At 48.8% G+C, this 20,276-nt stretch carries 18 protein-coding genes; 14 read left to right on the top strand and 4 right to left on the bottom strand.

The genetic code is table 11. The features are described from left to right. The first annotated feature begins 7 nt into the window (after window positions 1-7). The 12 genes from flgL to Q0882_RS15965 all read left to right on the top strand — a co-directional run bounded on the left by flgL (window position 8) and on the right by Q0882_RS15965 (window position 13,770). Window positions 8-1,213 carry a flagellar hook-associated protein FlgL gene (gene flgL, locus Q0882_RS15910; RefSeq protein WP_299183746.1) on the top strand — a complete coding sequence of 402 codons (1,206 nt, stop codon included), beginning with the start codon at window positions 8-10 and terminating at the stop codon, window positions 1,211-1,213. 319 nt (window positions 1,214-1,532) lie between these two features. Beyond that, window positions 1,533-3,320 carry an acyl-CoA dehydrogenase C-terminal domain-containing protein gene (locus Q0882_RS15915; RefSeq protein ID WP_299183748.1) on the top strand — a complete coding sequence of 596 codons (1,788 nt, stop codon included), beginning with the start codon at window positions 1,533-1,535 and terminating at the stop codon, window positions 3,318-3,320. Window positions 3,321-3,329: 9 nt separating this feature from the next. Further along, window positions 3,330-3,758, top strand: a complete 429-nt coding sequence (locus Q0882_RS15920; protein ID WP_299183751.1) for an SCP2 sterol-binding domain-containing protein — start codon at window positions 3,330-3,332, stop codon at window positions 3,756-3,758. Between the two features lie 93 nt (window positions 3,759-3,851). After that, the gene (locus Q0882_RS15925; protein ID WP_299183753.1) at window positions 3,852-5,516 is read left to right on the top strand and encodes an AMP-binding protein; all 1,665 of its coding nucleotides are present in this window, start codon (window positions 3,852-3,854) and stop codon (window positions 5,514-5,516) included. A 13-nt stretch (window positions 5,517-5,529) separates the two neighbouring features. After that, on the top strand, window positions 5,530-6,096 hold the full coding sequence (locus tag Q0882_RS15930) for a DUF2889 domain-containing protein (protein ID WP_299183754.1): 567 nt from the start codon (window positions 5,530-5,532) through the stop codon (window positions 6,094-6,096). A 5-nt stretch (window positions 6,097-6,101) separates the two neighbouring features. Further along, window positions 6,102-6,854 carry an enoyl-CoA hydratase-related protein gene (locus tag Q0882_RS15935; protein WP_299183757.1) on the top strand — a complete coding sequence of 251 codons (753 nt, stop codon included), beginning with the start codon at window positions 6,102-6,104 and terminating at the stop codon, window positions 6,852-6,854. Between the two features lie 133 nt (window positions 6,855-6,987). Continuing rightward, window positions 6,988-7,560, top strand: a complete 573-nt coding sequence (locus Q0882_RS15940) for a DUF3365 domain-containing protein (protein WP_299183760.1) — start codon at window positions 6,988-6,990, stop codon at window positions 7,558-7,560. A gap of 307 nt (window positions 7,561-7,867) precedes the next feature. Continuing rightward, entirely contained in the window at window positions 7,868-8,617 is a 750-nt protein-coding gene (locus Q0882_RS15945; protein ID WP_299183762.1) for an electron transfer flavoprotein subunit beta/FixA family protein, read from the top strand. Between the two features lie 13 nt (window positions 8,618-8,630). After that, on the top strand, window positions 8,631-9,560 hold the full coding sequence (locus tag Q0882_RS15950) for an FAD-binding protein (RefSeq protein ID WP_299183764.1): 930 nt from the start codon (window positions 8,631-8,633) through the stop codon (window positions 9,558-9,560). 68 nt (window positions 9,561-9,628) lie between these two features. Continuing rightward, entirely contained in the window at window positions 9,629-11,788 is a 2,160-nt protein-coding gene (gene fadB / locus Q0882_RS15955; protein ID WP_299183767.1) for a fatty acid oxidation complex subunit alpha FadB, read from the top strand. A gap of 12 nt (window positions 11,789-11,800) precedes the next feature. Next, a complete protein-coding gene (fadA, locus tag Q0882_RS15960; RefSeq protein WP_299183770.1) occupies window positions 11,801-12,976 on the top strand; it encodes an acetyl-CoA C-acyltransferase FadA in 1,176 nt (391 codons plus the stop codon). Between the two features lie 152 nt (window positions 12,977-13,128). Continuing rightward, complete coding sequence (locus Q0882_RS15965) at window positions 13,129-13,770, top strand: hypothetical protein (RefSeq protein ID WP_299183773.1); 642 nt, start codon at window positions 13,129-13,131, stop codon at window positions 13,768-13,770. 85 nt (window positions 13,771-13,855) lie between these two features. Here the strand turns inward: Q0882_RS15965 and Q0882_RS15970 are convergent, their stop codons facing one another. The 3 genes from Q0882_RS15970 to Q0882_RS15980 all read right to left on the bottom strand — a co-directional run bounded on the left by Q0882_RS15970 (window position 13,856) and on the right by Q0882_RS15980 (window position 16,617). Next, on the bottom strand, window positions 13,856-15,025 hold the full coding sequence (locus Q0882_RS15970) for a PilT/PilU family type 4a pilus ATPase (protein WP_299183776.1): 1,170 nt from the start codon (window positions 15,023-15,025) through the stop codon (window positions 13,856-13,858). A 196-nt stretch (window positions 15,026-15,221) separates the two neighbouring features. Further along, on the bottom strand, window positions 15,222-15,998 hold the full coding sequence (locus tag Q0882_RS15975; RefSeq protein ID WP_299183781.1) for an alpha/beta hydrolase: 777 nt from the start codon (window positions 15,996-15,998) through the stop codon (window positions 15,222-15,224). 7 nt (window positions 15,999-16,005) lie between these two features. Beyond that, window positions 16,006-16,617, bottom strand: a complete 612-nt coding sequence (locus tag Q0882_RS15980) for a TetR/AcrR family transcriptional regulator (RefSeq protein ID WP_299183783.1) — start codon at window positions 16,615-16,617, stop codon at window positions 16,006-16,008. A 118-nt stretch (window positions 16,618-16,735) separates the two neighbouring features. On the opposite strand from Q0882_RS15980, the gene Q0882_RS15985 reads away from it, so the two are divergent. Continuing rightward, window positions 16,736-17,596 (top strand): crotonase/enoyl-CoA hydratase family protein, encoded by an 861-nt coding sequence (locus Q0882_RS15985; RefSeq protein WP_299183785.1) that lies wholly within the window; start codon window positions 16,736-16,738, stop codon window positions 17,594-17,596. Between the two features lie 41 nt (window positions 17,597-17,637). Then, the gene (locus Q0882_RS15990; protein ID WP_299183787.1) at window positions 17,638-19,662 is read left to right on the top strand and encodes an NADPH-dependent 2,4-dienoyl-CoA reductase; all 2,025 of its coding nucleotides are present in this window, start codon (window positions 17,638-17,640) and stop codon (window positions 19,660-19,662) included. Window positions 19,663-19,712: 50 nt separating this feature from the next. Here the strand turns inward: Q0882_RS15990 and Q0882_RS15995 are convergent, their stop codons facing one another. Beyond that, window positions 19,713-20,261, bottom strand: a complete 549-nt coding sequence (locus Q0882_RS15995) for a hypothetical protein (protein WP_299183789.1) — start codon at window positions 20,259-20,261, stop codon at window positions 19,713-19,715. Between the last annotated feature and the right edge of the window lie 15 nt (window positions 20,262-20,276).

Raw genomic sequence — 20,276 nt, forward strand, 5'->3', positions numbered from 1 at the left:
ATAGCAGATGAGAATCTCTACACAGCAAGTATTTTTAAGCAATATCGATAATCTGAGTAAGTCCAGTGCGGACCTGTTTAAGACACAGCAGCAGCTATCAACGGGCAAGCGCGTGCTGCAGCCCTCTGATGATCCACTGGCGTCGGCTCAGATTCAAAAATTCAAAAAAGAGGTAGCCCGCACCGAACAGTTCTCTGGCAATATCGAGGTGGCTGATCGTCGATTGAGGCTCGAAGAGATCACGATCGAGCAGGTGAATAACCTCTCGATCCGTTTGCGAGAGCTCACCATCCAGGGGAAAAACGGAACGCTGACCGAGACCGATCGTGAAGTGATCGCATCCGAAGTTGGCGAGATTATCAAATCTCTGGACAGTCTGATGAACACTAAGGATGTTCAGGGTGAGTATATTTTCTCTGGTAACAAAGGGTTTACTAAGCCCTATACCGTAGACTCCGCTTCAGGTCGTTATGTTTTTAATGGCGATGATGGCCAGCGTTTTCTGCAGATTGGTCCTGAAAATAAAGTAGCTTCGACCGATTCCGGGTTTGATATCTTTGAAAAAGTTCCTCTGGTACCGGGGTATGTGATTGCGGACGTGGAGCAGACCGTATCTGTAATCGGAGGGGTAGATATTCAGGGTGGTGATGCGGAGTCCTTTGGTAGTTTTATGGATGCAAATGGCCCGCTTAATTTTGAAGTATCTGGCGGCGCATTGACCGTTACAGATAAAAACGGGACGACGGTAGGTTCATGGCCTCCCGGTACAACCAGTATCTCTCTGTCAGGTGTCGATATTGAAGTCGATACCTCAGTAGATGGTGATGCGACTCTGGATGTTTTTGATCAGCATAATATACTGAATACCGCTCTGGATCTTAAAGACGCGTTGAATAATTCTGATCTGTCGACTGCACAGGGTAAGGAGCAGTTTAATCAGCGTATGGATCATATTCTTGATAGCCTAGCCGGCATTGAAGAGCGAAATATTGCATCGCGTTCCAGTATTGGTGGACGCTTAAATGCGTTGGAGCAGCAGGATCTCGTCAACGAAGATTATAAGTTGTTCACACAGGAGGCGCTCTCCTCGTTTGAAGATCTGGACTATAACGAAGCGATTAGTCGTTTTGCCTTGCAGGAGACTGCACTGCAGGCGGCATATTCCAGCTTTGCCAAGGTACAGGATCTGAATCTATTTAACTTCCTGCGTTAATCGTTTAGTCCTATCCAAAACCGGCCAGTTGCGCCGGTTTTTTCATTTCTATATCCCTGTTAATTTCATTTGATTGAAAATGTCATTCTGTATGCTCGGATCTGTCAGATTAACTGCTTTGTATTTGCGGTAATCAGAGCTTATTTCAACTGATGGCATATTTTGTTATCGAAACTGGTGTCTTTTGTTATTGGCTGATCTGAGTCTTTCAACCATCCTTAATACATGTAATTAAGCAGTTAGCGGTGGTTGTTTCCGGTTACCTGCCCTTCTGAAAAGTTGTTTCAGAAGCGATAACAATAATATTGAGGATAATGTCATGCCAGAATACAAAGCTCCCCTAAGAGATATGGACTTTGTTCTGAATGAGGTGCTGGACTCAGCTAAGCACTACCAGGCTCTCCCTGATTGCGAAGAAGCTACACCGGATATGGTGGCGGCTATTATGGAGGAGGGAGCTAAGTTTTCTGAGCGAGTGCTCTCACCCTTAAATCAGATAGGTGATCAGCAGGGGTGTACCTGGAATGATGGTCAGGTGACTACGCCTGAAGGGTTTAAAGAGGCTTATCATCAATTTGTTGAGGGCGGTTGGCCCTCACTGGCCCATGAAACTGAATATGGCGGTCAGGGGTTGCCGGAATCACTGGGTATTATCATCAATGAGATGGTAGGTACCGCAAACTGGTCGTGGAGTATGTATCCGGGTTTGAGTCATGGCGCGATGAATACGCTCGGTGCTCACGGAACGGATGATCAAAAAGAGACCTATCTGACAAAGCTGGTCTCGGGTGAGTGGACCGGTACGATGTGCCTGACAGAACCTCACTGTGGTACTGATCTGGGGATGCTGCGTACTAAAGCTGAACCTCAGGAAGATGGCAGCTACAAGATCACCGGAACCAAGATATTCATCTCTGCCGGTGAACACGATATGGCGGATAATATTGTCCATATTGTGTTGGCTCGGTTACCTGGCGCCCCAGAGGGGACGAAAGGGATCTCTCTGTTTATTGTGCCGAAACATCTGCCTTCCTCTTTAGGTGAGGGGAACGGTGTCAGCTGTGGATCACTGGAACATAAAATGGGGATTCACGGCAACTCAACCTGTGTCATGAATTTCGATAATGCGACAGGCTACCTGATCGGCGCAGCGAATAAAGGTCTGAACTGTATGTTCACCTTTATGAATACTGCGCGCTTAGGAACCGCGCTGCAAGGGCTGGCGCACGCAGAGTGGGGATTTCAGAACTCTCTGGCATACGCGAAAGATCGCTTGCAGATGCGTGCCCTTAATGGCGCCGCTTGCCCTGACAAAGCCGCCGATCCGATCATCGTTCATCCTGAAGTGCGAAAAATGCTATTAACTCAGAAAGCGTTTGCTGAGGGAGGCCGGGCATTGATCTATTACTGTGCTCAACTCGTGGATCAGGTGAAAATATCTGAGGGCGAGGACAAAGCACAAGCCGATGCTCTGCTGGCTTTTCTTACCCCAATCGCAAAAGCTTTTCTCACTGAGGTCGGTTTCGAATCGGCTAACCATGGTCTACAGATCTTCGGTGGTCACGGTTTTATCGCTGAATGGGGGATGGAGCAGAATGTGCGTGATAGTCGTATCTCCATGCTGTACGAGGGAACGACGCAGATTCAGGCGCTTGATCTGCTTGGTCGTAAGGTGCTGATGACCCAGGGTGAAGCACTGAAAGGTTTTACCAAAATTGTACATAGATTCTGTCAAACAGAAGCAGATAACCCGCAGATGAATACCTTTATCGAAGAGTTGGCATCACTCAACAAAGAGTGGGGTGAGTTGACGATGAATGTGGGTATGAAGGCGATGCAGGATCGTGATGAAGTTGGCGCAGCTTCGGTCGATTATCTGATGTACTCCGGTTATGTCGTACTGGGTTATTTCTGGGCGCGCATGGCGAAAGTTGCTCAGGATCAGCTTAGTGCGGGTGAAGGTGATGCTGCCTTTTATGAAGCGAAGCTTAAAACGGCACGATTCTATTTTGAACGGATCCTGCCTCGTACCCGATCATTGGTTGTTACGATGCAATCCGGCGCTGAAAATTTAATGGGTATGGAGCCTGAACAGTTTTCTTTCTAGGGCGTGATTATGAAAAAGCGATTGCACAAGTCGCTCAGCAACACGCTATTACGTGGCCTGCTTGCTTTAAATGCAAAGCGATATTCATACAAAAATAAAAAATCTACAGAGGTAGTGAACATGTCGGAACTATCAGCGGTATTTACCGAGATGCAAAGCAGATTTAATGCCGAAGCGGCTGAAGGCACAGACGCTGTATTTCAATATGAGATCAGTGATGGGGGAGAGTGGTATGTCACAGTCCATGATGGCGGCTGCTCAGTATCAGAGGGCTGTAGTGATGAAGCAACAGTGACGCTACGTATGGACAGTGCAACATTGGGCGAGGTAATGTCGGGAGAAACCGATGGTATGCAAGCTTTTATGAGCGGGCGTATCCAGGCTGACGGAGATATTATGCTTGCAACTAAGCTGGCTACGATTTTTCCGGTAGCCTAAGCTGAAAGAAGATGTTGTAACACAAAATTCCCCTCTGGATGAGGGGAGTGCATCTTTGAATACTCAATAAAAATAATTATAGAGGGGTTTGTGATGGTACAGCCGTTACCAACTGCTGATTCAATACCTGATGAATTAAATGATTATGGTTTCCAGACCATACCCGATGTTTTGGCGTATGCGTGTAGTCAGTTCCGTGAAAAACCGGCCTATACCAGCTTTGGCAGAACAATCGATTACGAGGAGCTTGATCGACTCTCTGCCGCCTTTGCCGTTTACCTTCAGCAGGAAACAGATCTTCAGCCCGGTGATCGTGTTGCGATCCAGTTACCTAATCTGATTCAGTACCCAATCGTGCTCTTTGGTATTCTCAGAGCCGGTCTGGTGGTAGTGAATACCAACCCCCTTTATACCTCCGCTGAGATGGAGCATCAGTTCTGTGACTCCGGTGCCAAAGCGCTCATCATCCATAAGAGCATGGCTCACAATGCAGAAAAAATTCTGGATAAAACCCAGATTCAGCATCTGTTTGTTACTCAGGTTGGGGATCTGCATGATTTCATTAAACGGAATCTTTTGAATGCGGCGGTTAAGTATCTGAAGAAGATGGAGCCGGACTATAACCTGCCGAATGCGATCCCACTTCGTGCTGCGCTCTATAAATATCAGGGGCAGTTACCGGCAGTGGTCAAAAGAACCCCGGCAGATACTGCTGTACTGCAATATACGGGGGGGACTACCGGTGTGTCTAAAGGGGCTGTGCTCACGCATGCAAATTTGATTGCCAATATGTTGCAGGCAAAAGAGCGTCTCACTGTTCCCGGTGTTGATTGGACTGAAACCGTTATATCGCCTCTGCCGCTCTACCATATCTATGCCTTTACCGTTGCTCAGGTTGTCAGCCTGTTGGGTGGACACAGTGTCTTAATCCCCAATCCGCGTGATATTCCCGGATTTGTTAAGGAGCTGGGACGCTGGAGAATGAGTACCTTCATCGGGCTGAACACGCTATTTATTGCTCTGTGTAATCACGAAAAGTTTCGCGATGTGGATTTCAGTAACCTGAAATTTACCGCTTCAGGGGGAATGGCACTGAATCTGGCTACAGCGGAACAGTGGAAAGCGGAAACCGGCTGCGAAATCATTGAAGGGTACGGCTTAACAGAAACCTCGCCAGCGGTCTGTTTCAATCCGCCGAGTCAAAACAGAGTGGGTACCATTGGATTGCCGATGACGCATACTGATATCCGGATTATCGGTACGGATGGTCAGGATGTGGCGCCTGGAGAGGCGGGTGAACTCTGCGTCAAAGGACCTCAGGTGATGAAAGGTTATTGGCAGCGAGAGAGAGAAACCCGCTCCTCGTTCACTGAGGACGGTTATTTCATCACTGGAGATATAGCGACAGTCGATGAAGAGGGGTATTACCGTATCGTTGACCGGGCGAAAGATATGATTATCGTCTCGGGCTTTAATGTCTATCCGAATGAGATCGAAGATGTAATCACGCAGCACCCTGATGTAATCGAGTGTGCAGCGATTGGCATACCGGACACTAAAGCTGGAGAATCGGTGAAGGTCTTTGTGGTCAGTGAAAATGCTGAGCTGTCACGTGAACAGATTCGTGACTGGTGTAAGGATAAGTTAACCCGCTACAAGGTCCCTAAACAGGTTGAGTTTGCCTCTGAGCTGCCCAAATCAAACGTGGGTAAGGTGCTACGTCGTATGCTTAAAGACGATAGCTCTACAGCCGCATGAAGAGAGAACTCTGATGCCACTCTCAAAACCGGTTAAGCGGATGCTTCATCACCAGCGAGTCGTACGCTGCCATGGTTATCTCAGAGAAGATGGTGACTGGGATATTGAAGCCAGGATGACCGATACAAAATCCCATAATGTGGATAATCCAGAGCGTGGTGGCTATGTCCCTGCGGGAGAGCCCTTTCATGATCTCAGTATTCGGCTAACCATGGATAATACTTTGCTTATCCGTGAGGTCGAAGCCAGCATCGATTATGCGCCCTTCAAGATCTGTTCCGGTATCATTTCTGCCTTCAAAAAATTGGAAGGAAGTCGGATTGGGCCGGGCTGGCAACTGCTTTGTAGAGATCGTCTGGGGGGAGTTCAAGGGTGTACGCATCTCAATGAGTTGCTACCGGTACTCGCAACAACTGCGATTCAAACTCTTTGGCCAAACAGCGATAAAGATGTCTTATCTGAAGGTGCCAGGTTGATGCTGAACAGTTGTCATTCCTGGAGCCAGAGCGGTTCGATGGTTAAACGCTATCTGCCAAATCATTATCAACCAGAGAACCTTATTACAGTCTCAGGAGCCTGACGGGAATGGATGATCTAATCCAACAAGAGCAACGCGATGCGGTCGTAGAAATTCAGTTAAACCGGCCAGAAAAGAAGAACGCTCTGACACTGCCGATGTATCGGCAATTGAGTGAGCGCCTGAAGGCTGCAGATGAGAATCCGAAGGTGAATGTCATTCTGTTAACAGGTGCGGGAGATTCCTTTTCAGCGGGCAATGATATTGGTGATTTTGTAGCTTCAGTGGATGATCCCCAGTCGGTTAAGGTGATCATCCACTTTCTGCACACCCTGGCGGCAATGAAAAAACCTGTGATAGCCGCTATACAGGGGGATGCGGTTGGTATTGGTACAACCCTGCTGCTCCATTGTGATCTTGTTATCGCCGCAGATAATCTGCGTTGTCTGATGCCGTTTGTTAGGATGGGACTTCTGCCAGAGGGGGGATCGACACTGTTATTTCCCCGTATGATCGGTCATCAGAGCGCTTTTGAATTGATGGTCGAAGGGAGCGCATTCGGAGCTGCACGCGGTAGGGAGATCGGTTTGATCAATCAGGTGGTTGGATTAGATGAGCTGAAGGAGGTCGCCCGCTCCAGGGCTCAAGCTTTGGCTGACCTGCCGATAGAATCAGTGAAAGCCTCTAAGCAGCTGATGAAAAAGGATTATTTAGAACAGCTCCACAGCGTGATGGATGAAGAGGGCGAGCTTTTCTATCAGAGTTTGTTCTCCAGAGAAGCCCGTCAGGCTTTCTCAGCATTTCTGCATAAGAATCGTTAGCATCTGCACTATGGGGATGAGTGCCTCCTCTGATATTCAGCATTAATTCCAAATATAAGCATTTACTAATTTAGATGAAAGTATATAATTGTCGGCAATGACAAATGGCGCTGTATTCAGAGGGGAGCCAGATATGAAAAGGTTTTTAATTGTTGCGGGTATGCTGATGGCAACTGCAACTCAGGCAGAAAATTTCTCGGTCAATATTCCAGAATTGCAGGCAGAAGCAAAAGGTGTGATCAAACAACTGGTGACGACTCTGGGTGGAGAGCTTAAGCAGGCTAAAGCTGAAGGTGGAGCACCTGCAGCCATCAGCGTCTGTAATACTAAAGCGCAGGGATTGACCGCTGCTGTAAGCGAGAATGCAGGTTGGGATATCGGCCGAACAAGTTTAAAACTGCGCAATCCTGATAATGCACCGGATGCGTGGGAGAAAGATGTTTTGGATCAATTTGAGAGTAAAGCAAAACAGGGCGCAAACCTGAAGACGCTTGCCTTTTCTCAAGTTGTGATTGATGAAGATGGGCGTAAAGTTTTCCGTATGATGAAAGCTATCCCGGTTGGTGAAAACTGCCTGGCATGCCATGGTGGTGAGATTAAGCCTGAATTGAAAGAGCGTATCCACACGCTTTATCCGGAAGATAAAGCAACCGGGTTTGTAACAGGAGATCTACGCGGAGCGTTTACGCTTAAAAAATATCTTTAAGATATTTATTTAAAGATAACAAAGGGGCCTATGGCCCCTTTTTTTATGGGAGATTTTTGTTTGATTGCCAGGCTTGATCTTATTTGAACGTTTTTTTATATCTTGAGATTAAATTTAATTTATATTTTTCAGATGGTTATGTTTTTTTGAAATTATTTGTCATCGAATGCGCCTATTTTTGTCATTGTTGAATTCTGGTTGAAAACTAAGATAGTGAATAGTTTCAGGAGGTAATGAACTTCCGTGTATGAAGGCTGGAAACTCGATAGTCACCAGAGTTCAAACTTAATAATGATATGAGGCAGTTATGAAAGTACTGGTTGCCGTAAAACGAGTAATTGACTACAACGTGAAAGTTCGCGTGAAAGCGGATAACAGCGATGTCGATCTGGCCAATGTGAAAATGGCCCTGAATCCATTCTGTGAAATTGCAATCGAAGAGGCGGTTCGCCTGAAGGAAGCTGGTACTGCTTCAGAAGTGGTTGTGGTTTCTATCGGTAGCAAAAGTTGTGAAGAGCAGATCCGGACAGCACTGGCATTGGGAGTTGATCGTGGTATCCGTATCGATACTGAAGAGGGTCCTGACTCCCTTTCTGTAGCCAAACTGCTTGCAAAAGTGGTTGAGAAAGAAGCGCCGGGTATGGTGATTCTGGGTAAACAGGCGATCGATTCTGATAATAACCAGACAGGTCAGATGTTGGCCGCGCTACTGGATCGTCCGCAGGGTACCTTTGCTTCTGAAGTTAAAGTAGAGGGCGATAACGTACAGGTAACCCGTGAAGTAGATGGTGGCCTGCAAACCGTTGAGTTGGCTATGCCGGCGATTGTTACCACGGATCTGCGTCTTAATGAACCCCGTTATGCCTCGTTGCCCAATATTATGAAAGCTAAACGTAAACCGCTGGAAGTGATCAGCCCGGATGATCTGGGTGTAACTGTATCCAGCAATATTTCACTGCTGCGTGTGGAACCTCCTGCTGAACGTCAGTCAGGCATTAGGGTGGGCTCTGTAGATGAGCTGGTAGAAAAGCTGCGCAACGAAGCCAAAGTGATCTGAGGAGGTTTACGTCATGACCATTCTGGTAATAGCAGAACACGATAACAGCGAACTTAAACCGGTCACGCTGAACACACTGTCGGCAGCTACTGCGATAGGTGGTGAAATCCATCTGCTGGTGGCGGGAAGTAACTGTCAGGGTGTGGCTGAGACTGCTGCGCAGATTCCAGCTGTGGCAAAAGTGCTGTTAGCTGATGATGCGGCGTATGAGCATCAACTAGCTGAGAATCTGAGCAAACTGGTCCAGACATTTGCTGCGGATTACGAACATATTCTGGCATCGGCGACTACAACCGGTAAAAATTTCCTGCCACGCGTTGCAGCCCTGCTGGATGTTAACCAGATATCCGACATTATTACGGTTGAGTCAGCGGATACTTTTAAACGTCCTATCTATGCAGGCAATGCGATCGCAACTGTACAGTCTGCTGATGCTGTTAAAGTGATAACAGTGCGTGGTACAGCGTTTGATGCGGTGGAAAGTACAGGCGGTACTGCACACATTTCTGTGATCGGCGAAGTATGCGATGCCGGTATCTCCTGTTTTGTTGGTGAGGAGTTGGCAGAGAGCGATCGACCAGAACTAACGGCTGCTTCAGTGGTTGTGTCAGGTGGTCGAGGTATGGGCAATGGTGAAAACTTTGACCTGCTCTACAGTGTCGCTGACAAGTTAGGCGCTGCGGTTGGTGCATCGCGCGCAGCGGTAGATGCAGGCTTTGTACCTAATGATATGCAGGTAGGTCAGACCGGTAAGATGGTGGCTCCTGATCTTTATATCGCTGTGGGTATTTCCGGAGCGATTCAGCACCTGGCTGGTATGAAAGAATCCAAAGTGATTGTTGCGATCAACAAGGATGAGGAAGCACCAATCTTTCAGGTGGCTGACTACAGTCTGGTAGCGGATCTGTTTGAGGTCGTGCCAGAACTGGAAACTAAGCTTTAATTAAGTATAAGAATCCTAAAGAGCTCAGCCCGTGCTTGAGCCCAAAATAAAAATACGGAGCAACTTAGATGCTTTTCGAAGGACAAACGATTCAGGTGAATCTGATCGAAGATGGAATCTACGATGTGGTTTTCGACCGCAAAGAAGATGCTGTTAATAAACTCGATCAGGCAACACTGGCAGAGCTGCGCGAAGCCGTAACTCTTTTGACAGATACTCAAGGTATTCGTGGTGTCATCTTCTCCAGTGCTAAAGAGAGCTTTATTGTCGGTGCGGACATCACAGAATTTATGCAGATGTTCTCGGCTACTGAAGAAGAGATTGTAGAAGGCCTGCTGAGCATTCATCAGATCTTCAATGCGATCGAAGACCTCCCTTGCCCGACGGTTACTGCGATCAATGGTCTGGCACTCGGTGGTGGTTTCGAAGTCTGCCTGGCGACCGATTATCGCGTACTGGCCGATAATGCAAAGGTAGGTCTTCCGGAAGTGAAACTGGGAATCTTCCCTGGTTGGGGAGGGACTGTCCGTCTGCCACGCCTGATCGGTGTTGATAATGGAAATGAATGGATCTGTGGTGGCGTTGAGAAAAGAGCTGCAGCGGCACTGAAAGATGGTGCGGTTGATTCTGTTGTGGCGGTGGATCAGGTTGCGGCTGCTGCACTGGATCTGCTGAAGAACTGCGTCACGGGTAAATTTGACTACATCGCTCGTCGTGAAGAGAAGAAGAGCCCAATCAAGCTGAATCAGATTGAACAGATGATGGCGTTTGAATCTGCCAAAGGTGTGATCGGCGGTAAAGCAGGGCCACATTACCCAGCGCCAATGGCTGCGCTAAAAGCGATACAGAAACATGCAAATCTACCTCGTGATAAAGCGATCGAAGTAGAAGCGAAAGGCTTCGTAAAAGTTGCGAAGACTGATGTTTGCGCGTCTTTGGTTGGCCTGTTCATGAAAGACCAGTACGTGAAGAAGGTCAGCAAAGGCTTCGAAAGTAAAGCTGAGCCGGTTAAAAAAGCAGCGGTACTGGGTGCGGGTATCATGGGTGGTGGGGTTGCTTACCAGTCAGCCTCTAAAGGTACACCGATCCTGATGAAAGATATTAACGACGCTGCGCTGGAGTTGGGTCTGGATGAAGCCACTAAATTGCTGAACAAGCGTGTTTCCCGTGGTCGTATGGATGCCATGAAGATGGCAGGTGTCCTGAATAAGATAACCCCTACTTTGAATTACGGTGATTTTGGCTCGGTAGATCTGGTTGTAGAAGCGGTTGTAGAAAACCCGAATGTTAAGAAAGCGGTGCTAGCTGAAGTGGAAAGCGAACTTCCGGAAGGTGCGGTACTGACTTCGAATACGTCGACTATCTCGATTACTGAGCTGGCGACTGCACTGAAAAAGCCGGAAAACTTCTGTGGTATGCACTTCTTTAACCCGGTGCATCAGATGCCATTGGTGGAAGTTATTCGTGGTGAGAAAAGCTCTGAAGAGGCGATTGCACGCACGGTGGCATATGCAAAAGCGATGGGAAAAACACCGATCGTGGTGAATGATTGCCCTGGCTTTCTGGTTAACCGTGTTCTGTTTCCATACTTCGGTGGCTTTAGTGCACTGTTATCCGACGGAGCCAACTTCCAGCAGATCGACAGAGTGATGGAGCGTTTCGGCTGGCCTATGGGCCCTGCTTATCTATTGGATGTCGTCGGTATTGATACTGCTTACCATGCTGATGCGGTGATGGCAGCTGGCTTCCCGGATCGTATGACCCATGAGGGTGAAAACGCAATCGACCGGATGTACAAACTGGAACGCTTCGGTCAGAAGAACAGTAAAGGTTTTTATCGTTACGAGCTGGATCGTAAAGGTAAGCCGAAGAAGCTTGTGGATGAAGAGGTACCTGCTCTGTTGGCAGATGTGGTCGCTGAGTCACGTGAGTTCACCGATGAAGAGATCATTGAGCGTATGATGATTCCGCTTTGTATTGAACTGGTACGCTGTCTCGAAGATGGCATCGTGGCTACTCCGGCAGAAGCCGATATGGGGTTGATCTACGGTATCGGTTTCCCTCCATTCAGAGGAGGTGCTCTGCACTATCTGGATCAGATGGGACTGGATAACTTCTGCGAAATGACGAAGAAATATGATGCGCTGGGTCCGCTGTATCAGCCGACTGAGAAAATGAAACAGATGGCCGCTGCGGGTGGAAAATACTTTTCCGGCGAAAAGGCATAAGGGGTAGAAATAATGAACTTGAAACCAACTGACGTAGTGATCGTTGACGGTGTTCGTACCCCGATGGGTAAATCCAAAAACGGTTCTTTTCGAAATGTACGTGCAGAAGCACTGTCTGCTGCGGTGATGAAAGCACTGCTTGAGCGTAACCCTTCACTCAAGCCTGCTGCCATTGAAGATATCATGTGGGGCTGTGTAAACCAGACCAAAGAGCAGGGCTTCAATATTGGTCGTAATGCTGCAGTTCTGGCAGGTATCCCGCACACTGTAGCGGCGCAGACGATTAATCGCCTGTGTGGTTCCTCTATGGCTGCGCTGCATGCATCTGCCCAGGCGATTATGACCGGCAATGGCGATATCTTTATCGCCGGTGGTGTAGAGCATATGGGCCACGTATCGATTATGCATGGCGTTGATGTCAATCCCGAGATGTCAAAACAGGTTGCCAAGGCCGCCATGATGATGGGGGTGACCGCTGAGATGCTGGGCAAAATGAACGGCATTAGTCGTGAGATGCAGGATGAGTTTGCAGCGCGCTCACATCGTCTGGCTCATCAGGCACATCTGGATGGCCTGTGGGATAGTGAGATTATTCCGGTTGAAGGTCATGATGAGAATGGCTTTAAATCCCTGTTGGAAGCTGACGAAGTGATCCGTCCGGAGACTACTGTAGAGGCGCTCAGCACATTGAAGCCGGTCTTCGTACCTAAAGTGGGTACAGTGACTGCGGGTACCTCCTCTGCTTTCTCTGATGGCGCATCAGCAATGCTGGTGATGTCGGCCGCTAAAGCTGAAGAGCTGGGTCTGACACCACGTGCGCGTATTGTGAGTATGGCGGTAGCGGGTTGCGATCCATCAATCATGGGGTACGGTCCGGTTCCTGCGACTCAGAAAGCACTGAAGCGTGCCGGACTGACTATCGATGATATCGATTATGTTGAGTTGAACGAAGCCTTTGCCGCACAGGGCCTGTCGGTCCTAAAAGGTCTCAATCTGCTCGATAAGATGGACGACAAAGTAAACCTGAAAGGCGGTGCGATCGCACTGGGTCACCCACTGGGTTGTTCCGGTACCCGTATCACGAATACCCTGATGAATGTCCTGGAGCAGCAGGACGCGACATTAGGTCTGGCCACCATGTGTATCGGTATGGGCCAGGGTATCTCCACCGTAATTGAACGTGTCTGATCCACTTCAGTTACGCATCCCTGTGTGACTTTGCTCTGAACTATGTTTGCCCCACAGACCTGTGGGGCTTTTTTGTTGCGACTGGGTAGATGGCAGCATTTCCTTTAGAATCAATCATGACAACTTTAAGGGTCTAGGAATTGGATTGAGGGATGAAGCTTAAAACATTGCTTTTGTTAGGGAGCGCCGGGTTGCTCGTGGCGATTGGGGTTAATCAATTGGGCCAGCGTTCCGTCGAGATCTCTGCTATCACGGTTGATCAGTTGGTCGATCCGCAGTTGATAAAACAGCCCCTGCAACAACCTTTGCCGGATTATGAAAAAACACCCTTTGATATCGATGGTGAGTACACGGTTGAGCCGTTGTATGAGTTTGAATTGGCTGCTGTTGTGTTATCGACGAAAACCTATTCCGGTAGTGGCCATGAAGCGAATCTCTCCCCGGTAGATTTTGCATTGGGGTGGGGGCCTATGGCTGAGTGGGATCATATCGATCAGCTTGAGGTTAGTCAGTCAGGGCGCTGGTATCGCTGGCGTACAGATCACTGGTTTATCCCCCGCAGGGCGATTGAAACGCATAGTGCGAATATGCATATGGTTCCTGCTACGGATGAGATTGAAGAGCAGTTAATGTCGGTCGATCCCCATGATTCGCTCTATATCAGAGGGAAGCTGGTTCGGATACGTAGTAATGAAAGTAACTGGCGCTGGCAGAGTTCCACCACCCGGAAGGATACCGGTAACGGAGCTTGTGAGCTGGTCTTTGTGGAAGAGATAAAAAGACTGGAACGCTAAGATCTTGCGTCGTTCGGATATGTAAAAAAACCGCCAAACGTCATTGTTAGGGCGGTTTTTTACGCTAACAGTTCGGAGATCTCTCTTAGATCTCTTCATCCTCATCAAGGAGCTGGATGCCAGCCAGAGGGTTTTCTTCATCGAACATGGGTTGCGGTTCGCTCTCCTCTTTCTTCTCCCCTTTCTCCTCTTCGACGACAGCCAGATTCATACGCAAGCGCATATCATTGGCGGAATCGGAGTTGATTATTGCCTGATCCTGAGTGATTTTTCCCTGTTGATAAAGTTTAAACAGGGAGTCATCGAAAGTCTGCATGCCCGTGGTATCGGAAGCCTTAGCCATCACCTCCTTGATCCCTTTGACATCGCCTTTCATGATCAGCTCCTGCACAGTGGAGCTGCCGAGAAGAATCTCAATCGCGGCACAACGCTTACCATCGATGGTAGGAATCAGTCGCTGAGAGACAATCGCCTTCAGGTTTAATGCCAGATCGTGGAAGATCTGCTTGTGGCGGGCCTGGGGGAAAAAGTTAATAATTCGGTCGATCGCCTGGTTCGAGTTGTTGGCATGGAGCGTGGAGATCGCAAGGTGGCCTGTTTCAGCATAGGTCAGGCACTGTTCCATGGTTTCCTGATCCCGGATCTCCCCGATAAGGATTACATCGGGGGCTTGGCGCAATGCATTTTTCAGGGCGTTATGGAAACAGCGGGTGTCTACACCCACTTCGCGCTGGTTAACCAGTGATTTGCGATGGTTGTGCACAAATTCAATAGGGTCTTCAATCGTAATGATATGACCGCCACTATTACGATTACGGTGGTCGATCAAAGCCGCCAGTGAGGTGGACTTACCAGAACCGGTGGCACCGACAAACAGAACCAGACCGCGCTTCTCCATAATCACATCTTTGAGTATGGGAGGGAGGCCCAGATCTTCCATCTTGGGGATATCAGCCTTGATATTACGTGCAACAATGGAGTACTGGTTACGCTGTTTGAAAATGTTGATACGGTAACGGGCGACTTTAGGGATTGAGTAAGCCAGATTCATCTCAAGCTCCTCCTCAAACACCTCCAGCTGATGCTCATCCATGAGTTCGTGAGCGATCGCTTCAATTTCACCCGGTTTGTATGGTTCTTTACTGAGTGGTGTGAGTTTCCCTTCGAATTTTGCACAAGGGGGAGCACCGGTGGTTAAGTAAAGGTCGGACCCATCGCGTTTAGCCAAGATGGTGAGATAATCCTGAAACTCCATAATGGTGAAATCCTTGAAGAACAATAAATAAACTCAGTGAAGTTTAGTGTATTGGTGAGAGCTAGTCATCTGCTCTGGCCCGAGAATATTGCCTCCAGAAGAGGAATAGGCGCCAGATGTTGTTGAGCCAGGTCATTGTGGGTCTGATTGGTTGTATTCTGGAAAGGGCCATGACAAAAGCGTCATTATGACCCTGTCACTCTTTATGACCTGTTAAAAGTTGTTGCAACATCTCAGCCGTCTCATCCGGTTTCTCGAAAGGGAACAGGTGTCCTCCATCGATCTCCCGAATCTGTATATGTGGAAAGTTGCGCTGCCACCATTTCTTGTCGCTTTGGCTGAACAGATCGCTGTGCTTACCAAAGATCAGAGTTCCCCTGACCTGCTTCAGCCAATTGGGCGCCCTGAGGGGAACATTACGGAAGATGTCGGCTTCGATCTCTGGGGAGATACTCAATCTGAGCCCTCCATCACAGGTCTCTAGCCCGTAGCTGATATAGTCGTCAAAGCAGGCGGGATGGAAGGGTTTAAACAGCGCCTTTGTGCTGAAATAGACTCTGGCTTCTTCGCGGTTTTTGAACTGTGCTCTGCGCCTTTCTGCCCGTTGCGCGGGGGTGATCTTATCGAGCACCCCTAAACCTTTCATCAGCTTCAGCAGGTATCGTTTTCTTTTGCTGAACAGGACAGGGTCAAGCAGAATAACCTGATCAAAAAGATCGGGACGTAACGCCGCTGCCATCAGAGTTACGACAGCACCTGCAGAGTGCCCCGCGCCAATGAGCGGAAAGCTTTGCTGCTTTTCAACAGTGTCGATCAGCTCCTGAGCATAGTTTTTCAGATCATTGTTGAGTGGGTAATCCCCATGTCCCATTTTTTCGACATAACTGACTTCAACCCCTGATAGCTGGTTGAAAAGGTAGTTGTAACTACTGCCGGGAAAACCGTTGGCGTGGCTGAATTGGATCTGTTTCATCGGGATACTAAGAGGTTCGTCTGCCAATCATCATCTGTACGGTGTTAAGCGCGATATCTTCAATATCTTCACGGTCGATGTATATCCCGTCATTGAAAAGGCGGCATAAGCCATGCAGTGCAGCCCAGCTGGATTGGGCCACCCGTAATGATGGCTGCCCAGGATCGAAAACGTTGTCCTGCTGAAGCTTTTCAACCCAGTGTAACCAGTTACGAAAACACTGCTTTGATATGCTCTGTAATCTCTCTGTTGGCTGACCGCTTTTCCAGATCTCCCGGCCATACATCAGGTCATATGTCTCTTTCTCTTCGTTGGCAAACCGGATATAGGTCAGTACGTACTGTTCGAACTGTTCTGAGGGTGATTGACCGGATTGCTGTTCGGTAAATGATTGGACAAGCTGATCCTGCTTACTAAATCCCTGTTCTGCAATGGCACACAGGAGTTCATTCTTATCTTTAAAGTGGTGATAGGGGGCTGTACGGGAGACACCAACCCTGTCTGCCAGTTTGCGTATCGACAGGTTGTCAACGCCACCCTCCGCAATCAGATCGGTAGCGCTATGCAACAGAGACTCTCTGAGATCTCCGTGGTGGTATGGTTTTTTCGAAATATTCATGGGGGCAATCTAACAATCAATCTTGACACTGTCAAAATAGAGTATTATCTTGACGGTGTCTAGATTGTTTTTTAAACAGTTTTGTCGAGTAATCCATTAAGCATAAAAAGGGACGGAGATGAGCTATCAGACATTTACTCTGAGTGTTGAGGAACATGTTGCACATCTGCAACTGAGTCGACCTGAGCAGCGAAACGCAATGAATCGTGCGTTCTGGAGAGAGTTTCCGGAGGCTGTTCGCATGTTGGATCGTGAAGCAGATACTCGTGTGCTGGTAATTTCTTCCAGTGGAAAACATTTTAGCGCCGGTATGGATCTTGATGTGTTTGCTCAACCGGACCCGGCTATGTTCAATGGTGAACCTGGGCGCAGAGCCGAAGCGATCAGACGTTTAGTGTATCAGCTACAGGATTGCTTCAATGTATTGGAGGAGGTGCGCTTCCCAGTGATCAGCGCGGTGCAGGGTGGTTGTATCGGTGGTGCTCTGGATCTGGTGTGTGCTACGGATATGCGTTATTGCACAGAGGATGCTTATTTCACCGTAAAGGAGACGGAGTTGGGAATGACTGCGGATCTCGGAACCTTGCAACGATTACCACAATTGATCCCACAGGGGATTGCACGAGAGTTGGCCTACACTGCCAGAAAATTTATCTCAACCGAAGCACTCTCTTCCGGTCTGGTTAATCATGTTTACCCGGATCAGGAAACTATGCTTATCGAGGTATTTGATATTGCTCAACGCATCGCTGCGCAGTCCCCGCTGGCCGTTACCGGCAGCAAGCAGATGATCAATTATGCCCGTGATCACAGTGTCAGAGACAGTCTGAATTATATGGCGACATGGCAAGCGGGCATGTTTCAGCCAACAGATATTATGCAGACCTTTACGGCCAAAATGTCAGGCAAAAAACCTGAATATGAGGGGCTTCGCCCGATCACTGCTCCATTGCAGACGCGCGAACCTACAGAAAAATAATGAGAGGCCTTTGACGCCCGAATAATGATGAGATTTGACTGATGACAACGACTATTTATCCACATTTGATGGCTCCTCTGGATCTGGGGTTTACGACGCTGAAAAACCGTATTCTGATGGGGTCTATGCATCTTGGCCTGGAGGAAGCGCCAAATGGGTTTGAGCGGATGGCCGCGTTCTATGCCGAGCGTGCCCGGGGTGGGGTTTCATTGATTGTAACCGGAGGAATCGGCCCCAATAAAGAGGGGGCGGTGCATGGGCATGCAGCTCAGATGGTAACGGCTGAAGATGTGGAAAATCATCGTATTGTGACAGATGCTGTGCACAAAGAGGGCGGGAAAATCTGTATGCAGATCCTGCACACTGGGCGTTATGCTTATAACCCTCAACCGGTAGCACCCTCTGCACTCCAGGCTCCGATCAATCCATTTCCACCAAAGGCGCTCAATGCCAGCGAGATTGAGGAGCAGATTTCAGATTTTGTCCGCTGCGCATCTCTGGCAAAAGAGGCGGGTTACGATGGTGTTGAGATCATGGGATCTGAGGGGTATCTGCTTAATCAGTTTATCACTGCCAGAACCAACAAGCGTGAAGATGAGTGGGGGGGCGAGTATGAACAGCGTATCCGCTTTCCGCTTGAAGTTGTGCGACGTGTGCGAGAAGCGGTAGGTACCGATTTTATTATCATCTACCGTCTATCGATGCTGGATCTGGTTGAGGGTGGGAGCAGTTATCAGGAGATCGTTGAACTGGGCAAAGCGATCGAAGTGGCGGGTGCGACCATTATCAATACTGGGATCGGTTGGCATGAAGCGCGCATTCCTACGATAGCAACCAAGGTTCCGCGAGCTGCCTTCACCTGGGTCACGGCTAAGGTACGTGAAGCTTTGTCGGTACCGGTGATTACCTCCAACCGCATTAATATGCCCGATGTGGCAGAAGAGGTATTGGCCCGAGGTGATGCGGATATGGTTTCAATGGCCCGTCCCTTCCTTGCAGACCCTGAATTTGTTCGTAAAGCAGCAGAAAATCGCGCTGATGAGATAAACACCTGTATCGGTTGTAATCAGGCATGTCTGGATCATATCTTTGCGGGCAAACTGACCAGTTGTCTGGTCAATCCGCGTGCCTGCCATGAAACCGAGTTGCTCATCTCACCTGCGGATAAACAGAAAAAAATTGCCGTAGTCGGGGCCGGACCTGCAGGGTTGGCTTTCTCTACAACTGCAGCAAAACGTGGGCATCAGGTCACGCTTTTTGATGCGGCCTCGGAGATTGGTGGGCAGTTCAATGTGGCGAAACGCATACCAGGTAAAGAGGAGTTTTATGAAACGCTCCGCTATTTTGGCAAGCAGATCGAGTTGACCGGGGTCGAGCTGCGCCTGAACACTCAGGTCTCCGGAGAGATGCTCAACTGCTCCGACTTTGATGAAGTTGTACTGGCTACCGGGATTACACCACGTCGTCCGGAGCTGGAAGGTGTGGATCATGCAAAAGCGCTGACCTACCTTGATGTTATGCAGGGGGCGGCAGTAGGAAAGAGAGTGGCTGTAATCGGTGCAGGCGGTATCGGTTTTGATATCTCTGAAGTCTTGGTACATCAGGGTGAGTCAACCAGTCAGAATATTCCTGCTTTTATGAAAGAGTGGGGGGTGGATATGACGCTGGAATCGCGAGGCGGTGTTGAAAATATGCAGCCAGAGTTTGAGCCCGCTGCCCGGGAGGTTTACCTACTTCAACGCAAGAAAACTAAAGTGGGCACTGGATTAGGTAAAACCACGGGTTGGATCCATCGCACTGATCTGGCTAAGAAAGGCGTTAAGATGCTGAATAAATGTGATTATCTGAAAATTGATGATGCCGGATTGCACCTGCTGGTGGAGGGGGAGCCGCAGCTACTTGAAGTGGATAATGTGGTGATCTGTGCCGGACAGGAGTCGCGCCGAGATCTGGTAGATCAGATCAGCCAGAAGCCGGTACATCTGATCGGTGGTGCTGATGTTGCTTCGGAGCTGGATGCCAAGCGGGCGATAGATCAGGGGACACGGCTCGCTGCAGAGATGTAAGGTGATCAGTGTAAAAAAAGCCGGTTTTCCGGCTTTTTTTATGTGAGTGCTTAAGCGCTGGTCCTAATAAGAGGGGGGAACTCTGTGCCGGGGTCCGTTGGAATCTGTTCCGCCAGGCGAGTTTGCAAACGTTGCTGGAGTTCAAGCTCCTGCTGCTCGTTGGCATCGGCAGGGGTGGGACTGCTATTCCCAGTGGCCGTCGCAGAAACTTCACTCTCCGGGGAAGTGGAATCAGCGGTTCGCCCTCTCAGCGTTTCCTGAATCTCAAGTGCAGATTGTATGTCGATGCCTTCAAAATTTTCCCGACTTTCACCGGTCTGTTCTGCCAGAAAAGTGGCAATCTGCTGCTGTTGAACTTCACGCTCTGGCAGTTGCTCTGCATTATTGGTCTGATTAGTCCGCCCTTCTGCGGGATTACTAACCTCAGGAATCGAACTGGTTTGTGGAAGGTCCTGATTAAGTTGCACTTGGGCTTGTTGGGTCGCCTGTGCTGATGCTTCGCTACCAGTTGTTCGTGGCACATTAGATGCTTCATTGCCATTACCACGCTGTGCAGTAAGCGCTAGATTCAGGCCCGTAGAAATAATGCTGTTTTCCATAAAAAACTAACCCAA

Source organism: uncultured Neptuniibacter sp., from assembly GCF_947498015.1.
Taxonomy (GTDB): Bacteria; Pseudomonadota; Gammaproteobacteria; order Pseudomonadales; family Balneatricaceae; genus Neptuniibacter.

What these genes read in the sequence shown, in the direction of transcription:
- Q0882_RS15985 (WP_299183785.1), top strand. Translation starts at nt 16,736, where the DNA reads ATGAGCTATCAGACATTTACTCTGAGTGTTGAGGAACATGTTGCACAT.
- fadA (WP_299183770.1), top strand. Translation starts at nt 11,801, where the DNA reads ATGAACTTGAAACCAACTGACGTAGTGATCGTTGACGGTGTTCGTACC.
- Q0882_RS15995 (WP_299183789.1), bottom strand. Translation starts at nt 20,261, where the DNA reads ATGGAAAACAGCATTATTTCTACGGGCCTGAATCTAGCGCTTACTGCA.
- Q0882_RS15915 (WP_299183748.1), top strand. Translation starts at nt 1,533, where the DNA reads ATGCCAGAATACAAAGCTCCCCTAAGAGATATGGACTTTGTTCTGAAT.
- Q0882_RS15945 (WP_299183762.1), top strand. Translation starts at nt 7,868, where the DNA reads ATGAAAGTACTGGTTGCCGTAAAACGAGTAATTGACTACAACGTGAAA.
- fadB (WP_299183767.1), top strand. Translation starts at nt 9,629, where the DNA reads ATGCTTTTCGAAGGACAAACGATTCAGGTGAATCTGATCGAAGATGGA.
- Q0882_RS15930 (WP_299183754.1), top strand. Translation starts at nt 5,530, where the DNA reads ATGCCACTCTCAAAACCGGTTAAGCGGATGCTTCATCACCAGCGAGTC.
- Q0882_RS15990 (WP_299183787.1), top strand. Translation starts at nt 17,638, where the DNA reads ATGACAACGACTATTTATCCACATTTGATGGCTCCTCTGGATCTGGGG.
- flgL (WP_299183746.1), top strand. Translation starts at nt 8, where the DNA reads ATGAGAATCTCTACACAGCAAGTATTTTTAAGCAATATCGATAATCTG.
- Q0882_RS15975 (WP_299183781.1), bottom strand. Translation starts at nt 15,998, where the DNA reads ATGAAACAGATCCAATTCAGCCACGCCAACGGTTTTCCCGGCAGTAGT.
- Q0882_RS15965 (WP_299183773.1), top strand. Translation starts at nt 13,129, where the DNA reads ATGAAGCTTAAAACATTGCTTTTGTTAGGGAGCGCCGGGTTGCTCGTG.
- Q0882_RS15950 (WP_299183764.1), top strand. Translation starts at nt 8,631, where the DNA reads ATGACCATTCTGGTAATAGCAGAACACGATAACAGCGAACTTAAACCG.
- Q0882_RS15970 (WP_299183776.1), bottom strand. Translation starts at nt 15,025, where the DNA reads ATGGAGTTTCAGGATTATCTCACCATCTTGGCTAAACGCGATGGGTCC.
- Q0882_RS15940 (WP_299183760.1), top strand. Translation starts at nt 6,988, where the DNA reads ATGAAAAGGTTTTTAATTGTTGCGGGTATGCTGATGGCAACTGCAACT.
- Q0882_RS15920 (WP_299183751.1), top strand. Translation starts at nt 3,330, where the DNA reads ATGAAAAAGCGATTGCACAAGTCGCTCAGCAACACGCTATTACGTGGC.
- Q0882_RS15925 (WP_299183753.1), top strand. Translation starts at nt 3,852, where the DNA reads ATGGTACAGCCGTTACCAACTGCTGATTCAATACCTGATGAATTAAAT.
- Q0882_RS15980 (WP_299183783.1), bottom strand. Translation starts at nt 16,617, where the DNA reads ATGAATATTTCGAAAAAACCATACCACCACGGAGATCTCAGAGAGTCT.
- Q0882_RS15935 (WP_299183757.1), top strand. Translation starts at nt 6,102, where the DNA reads ATGGATGATCTAATCCAACAAGAGCAACGCGATGCGGTCGTAGAAATT.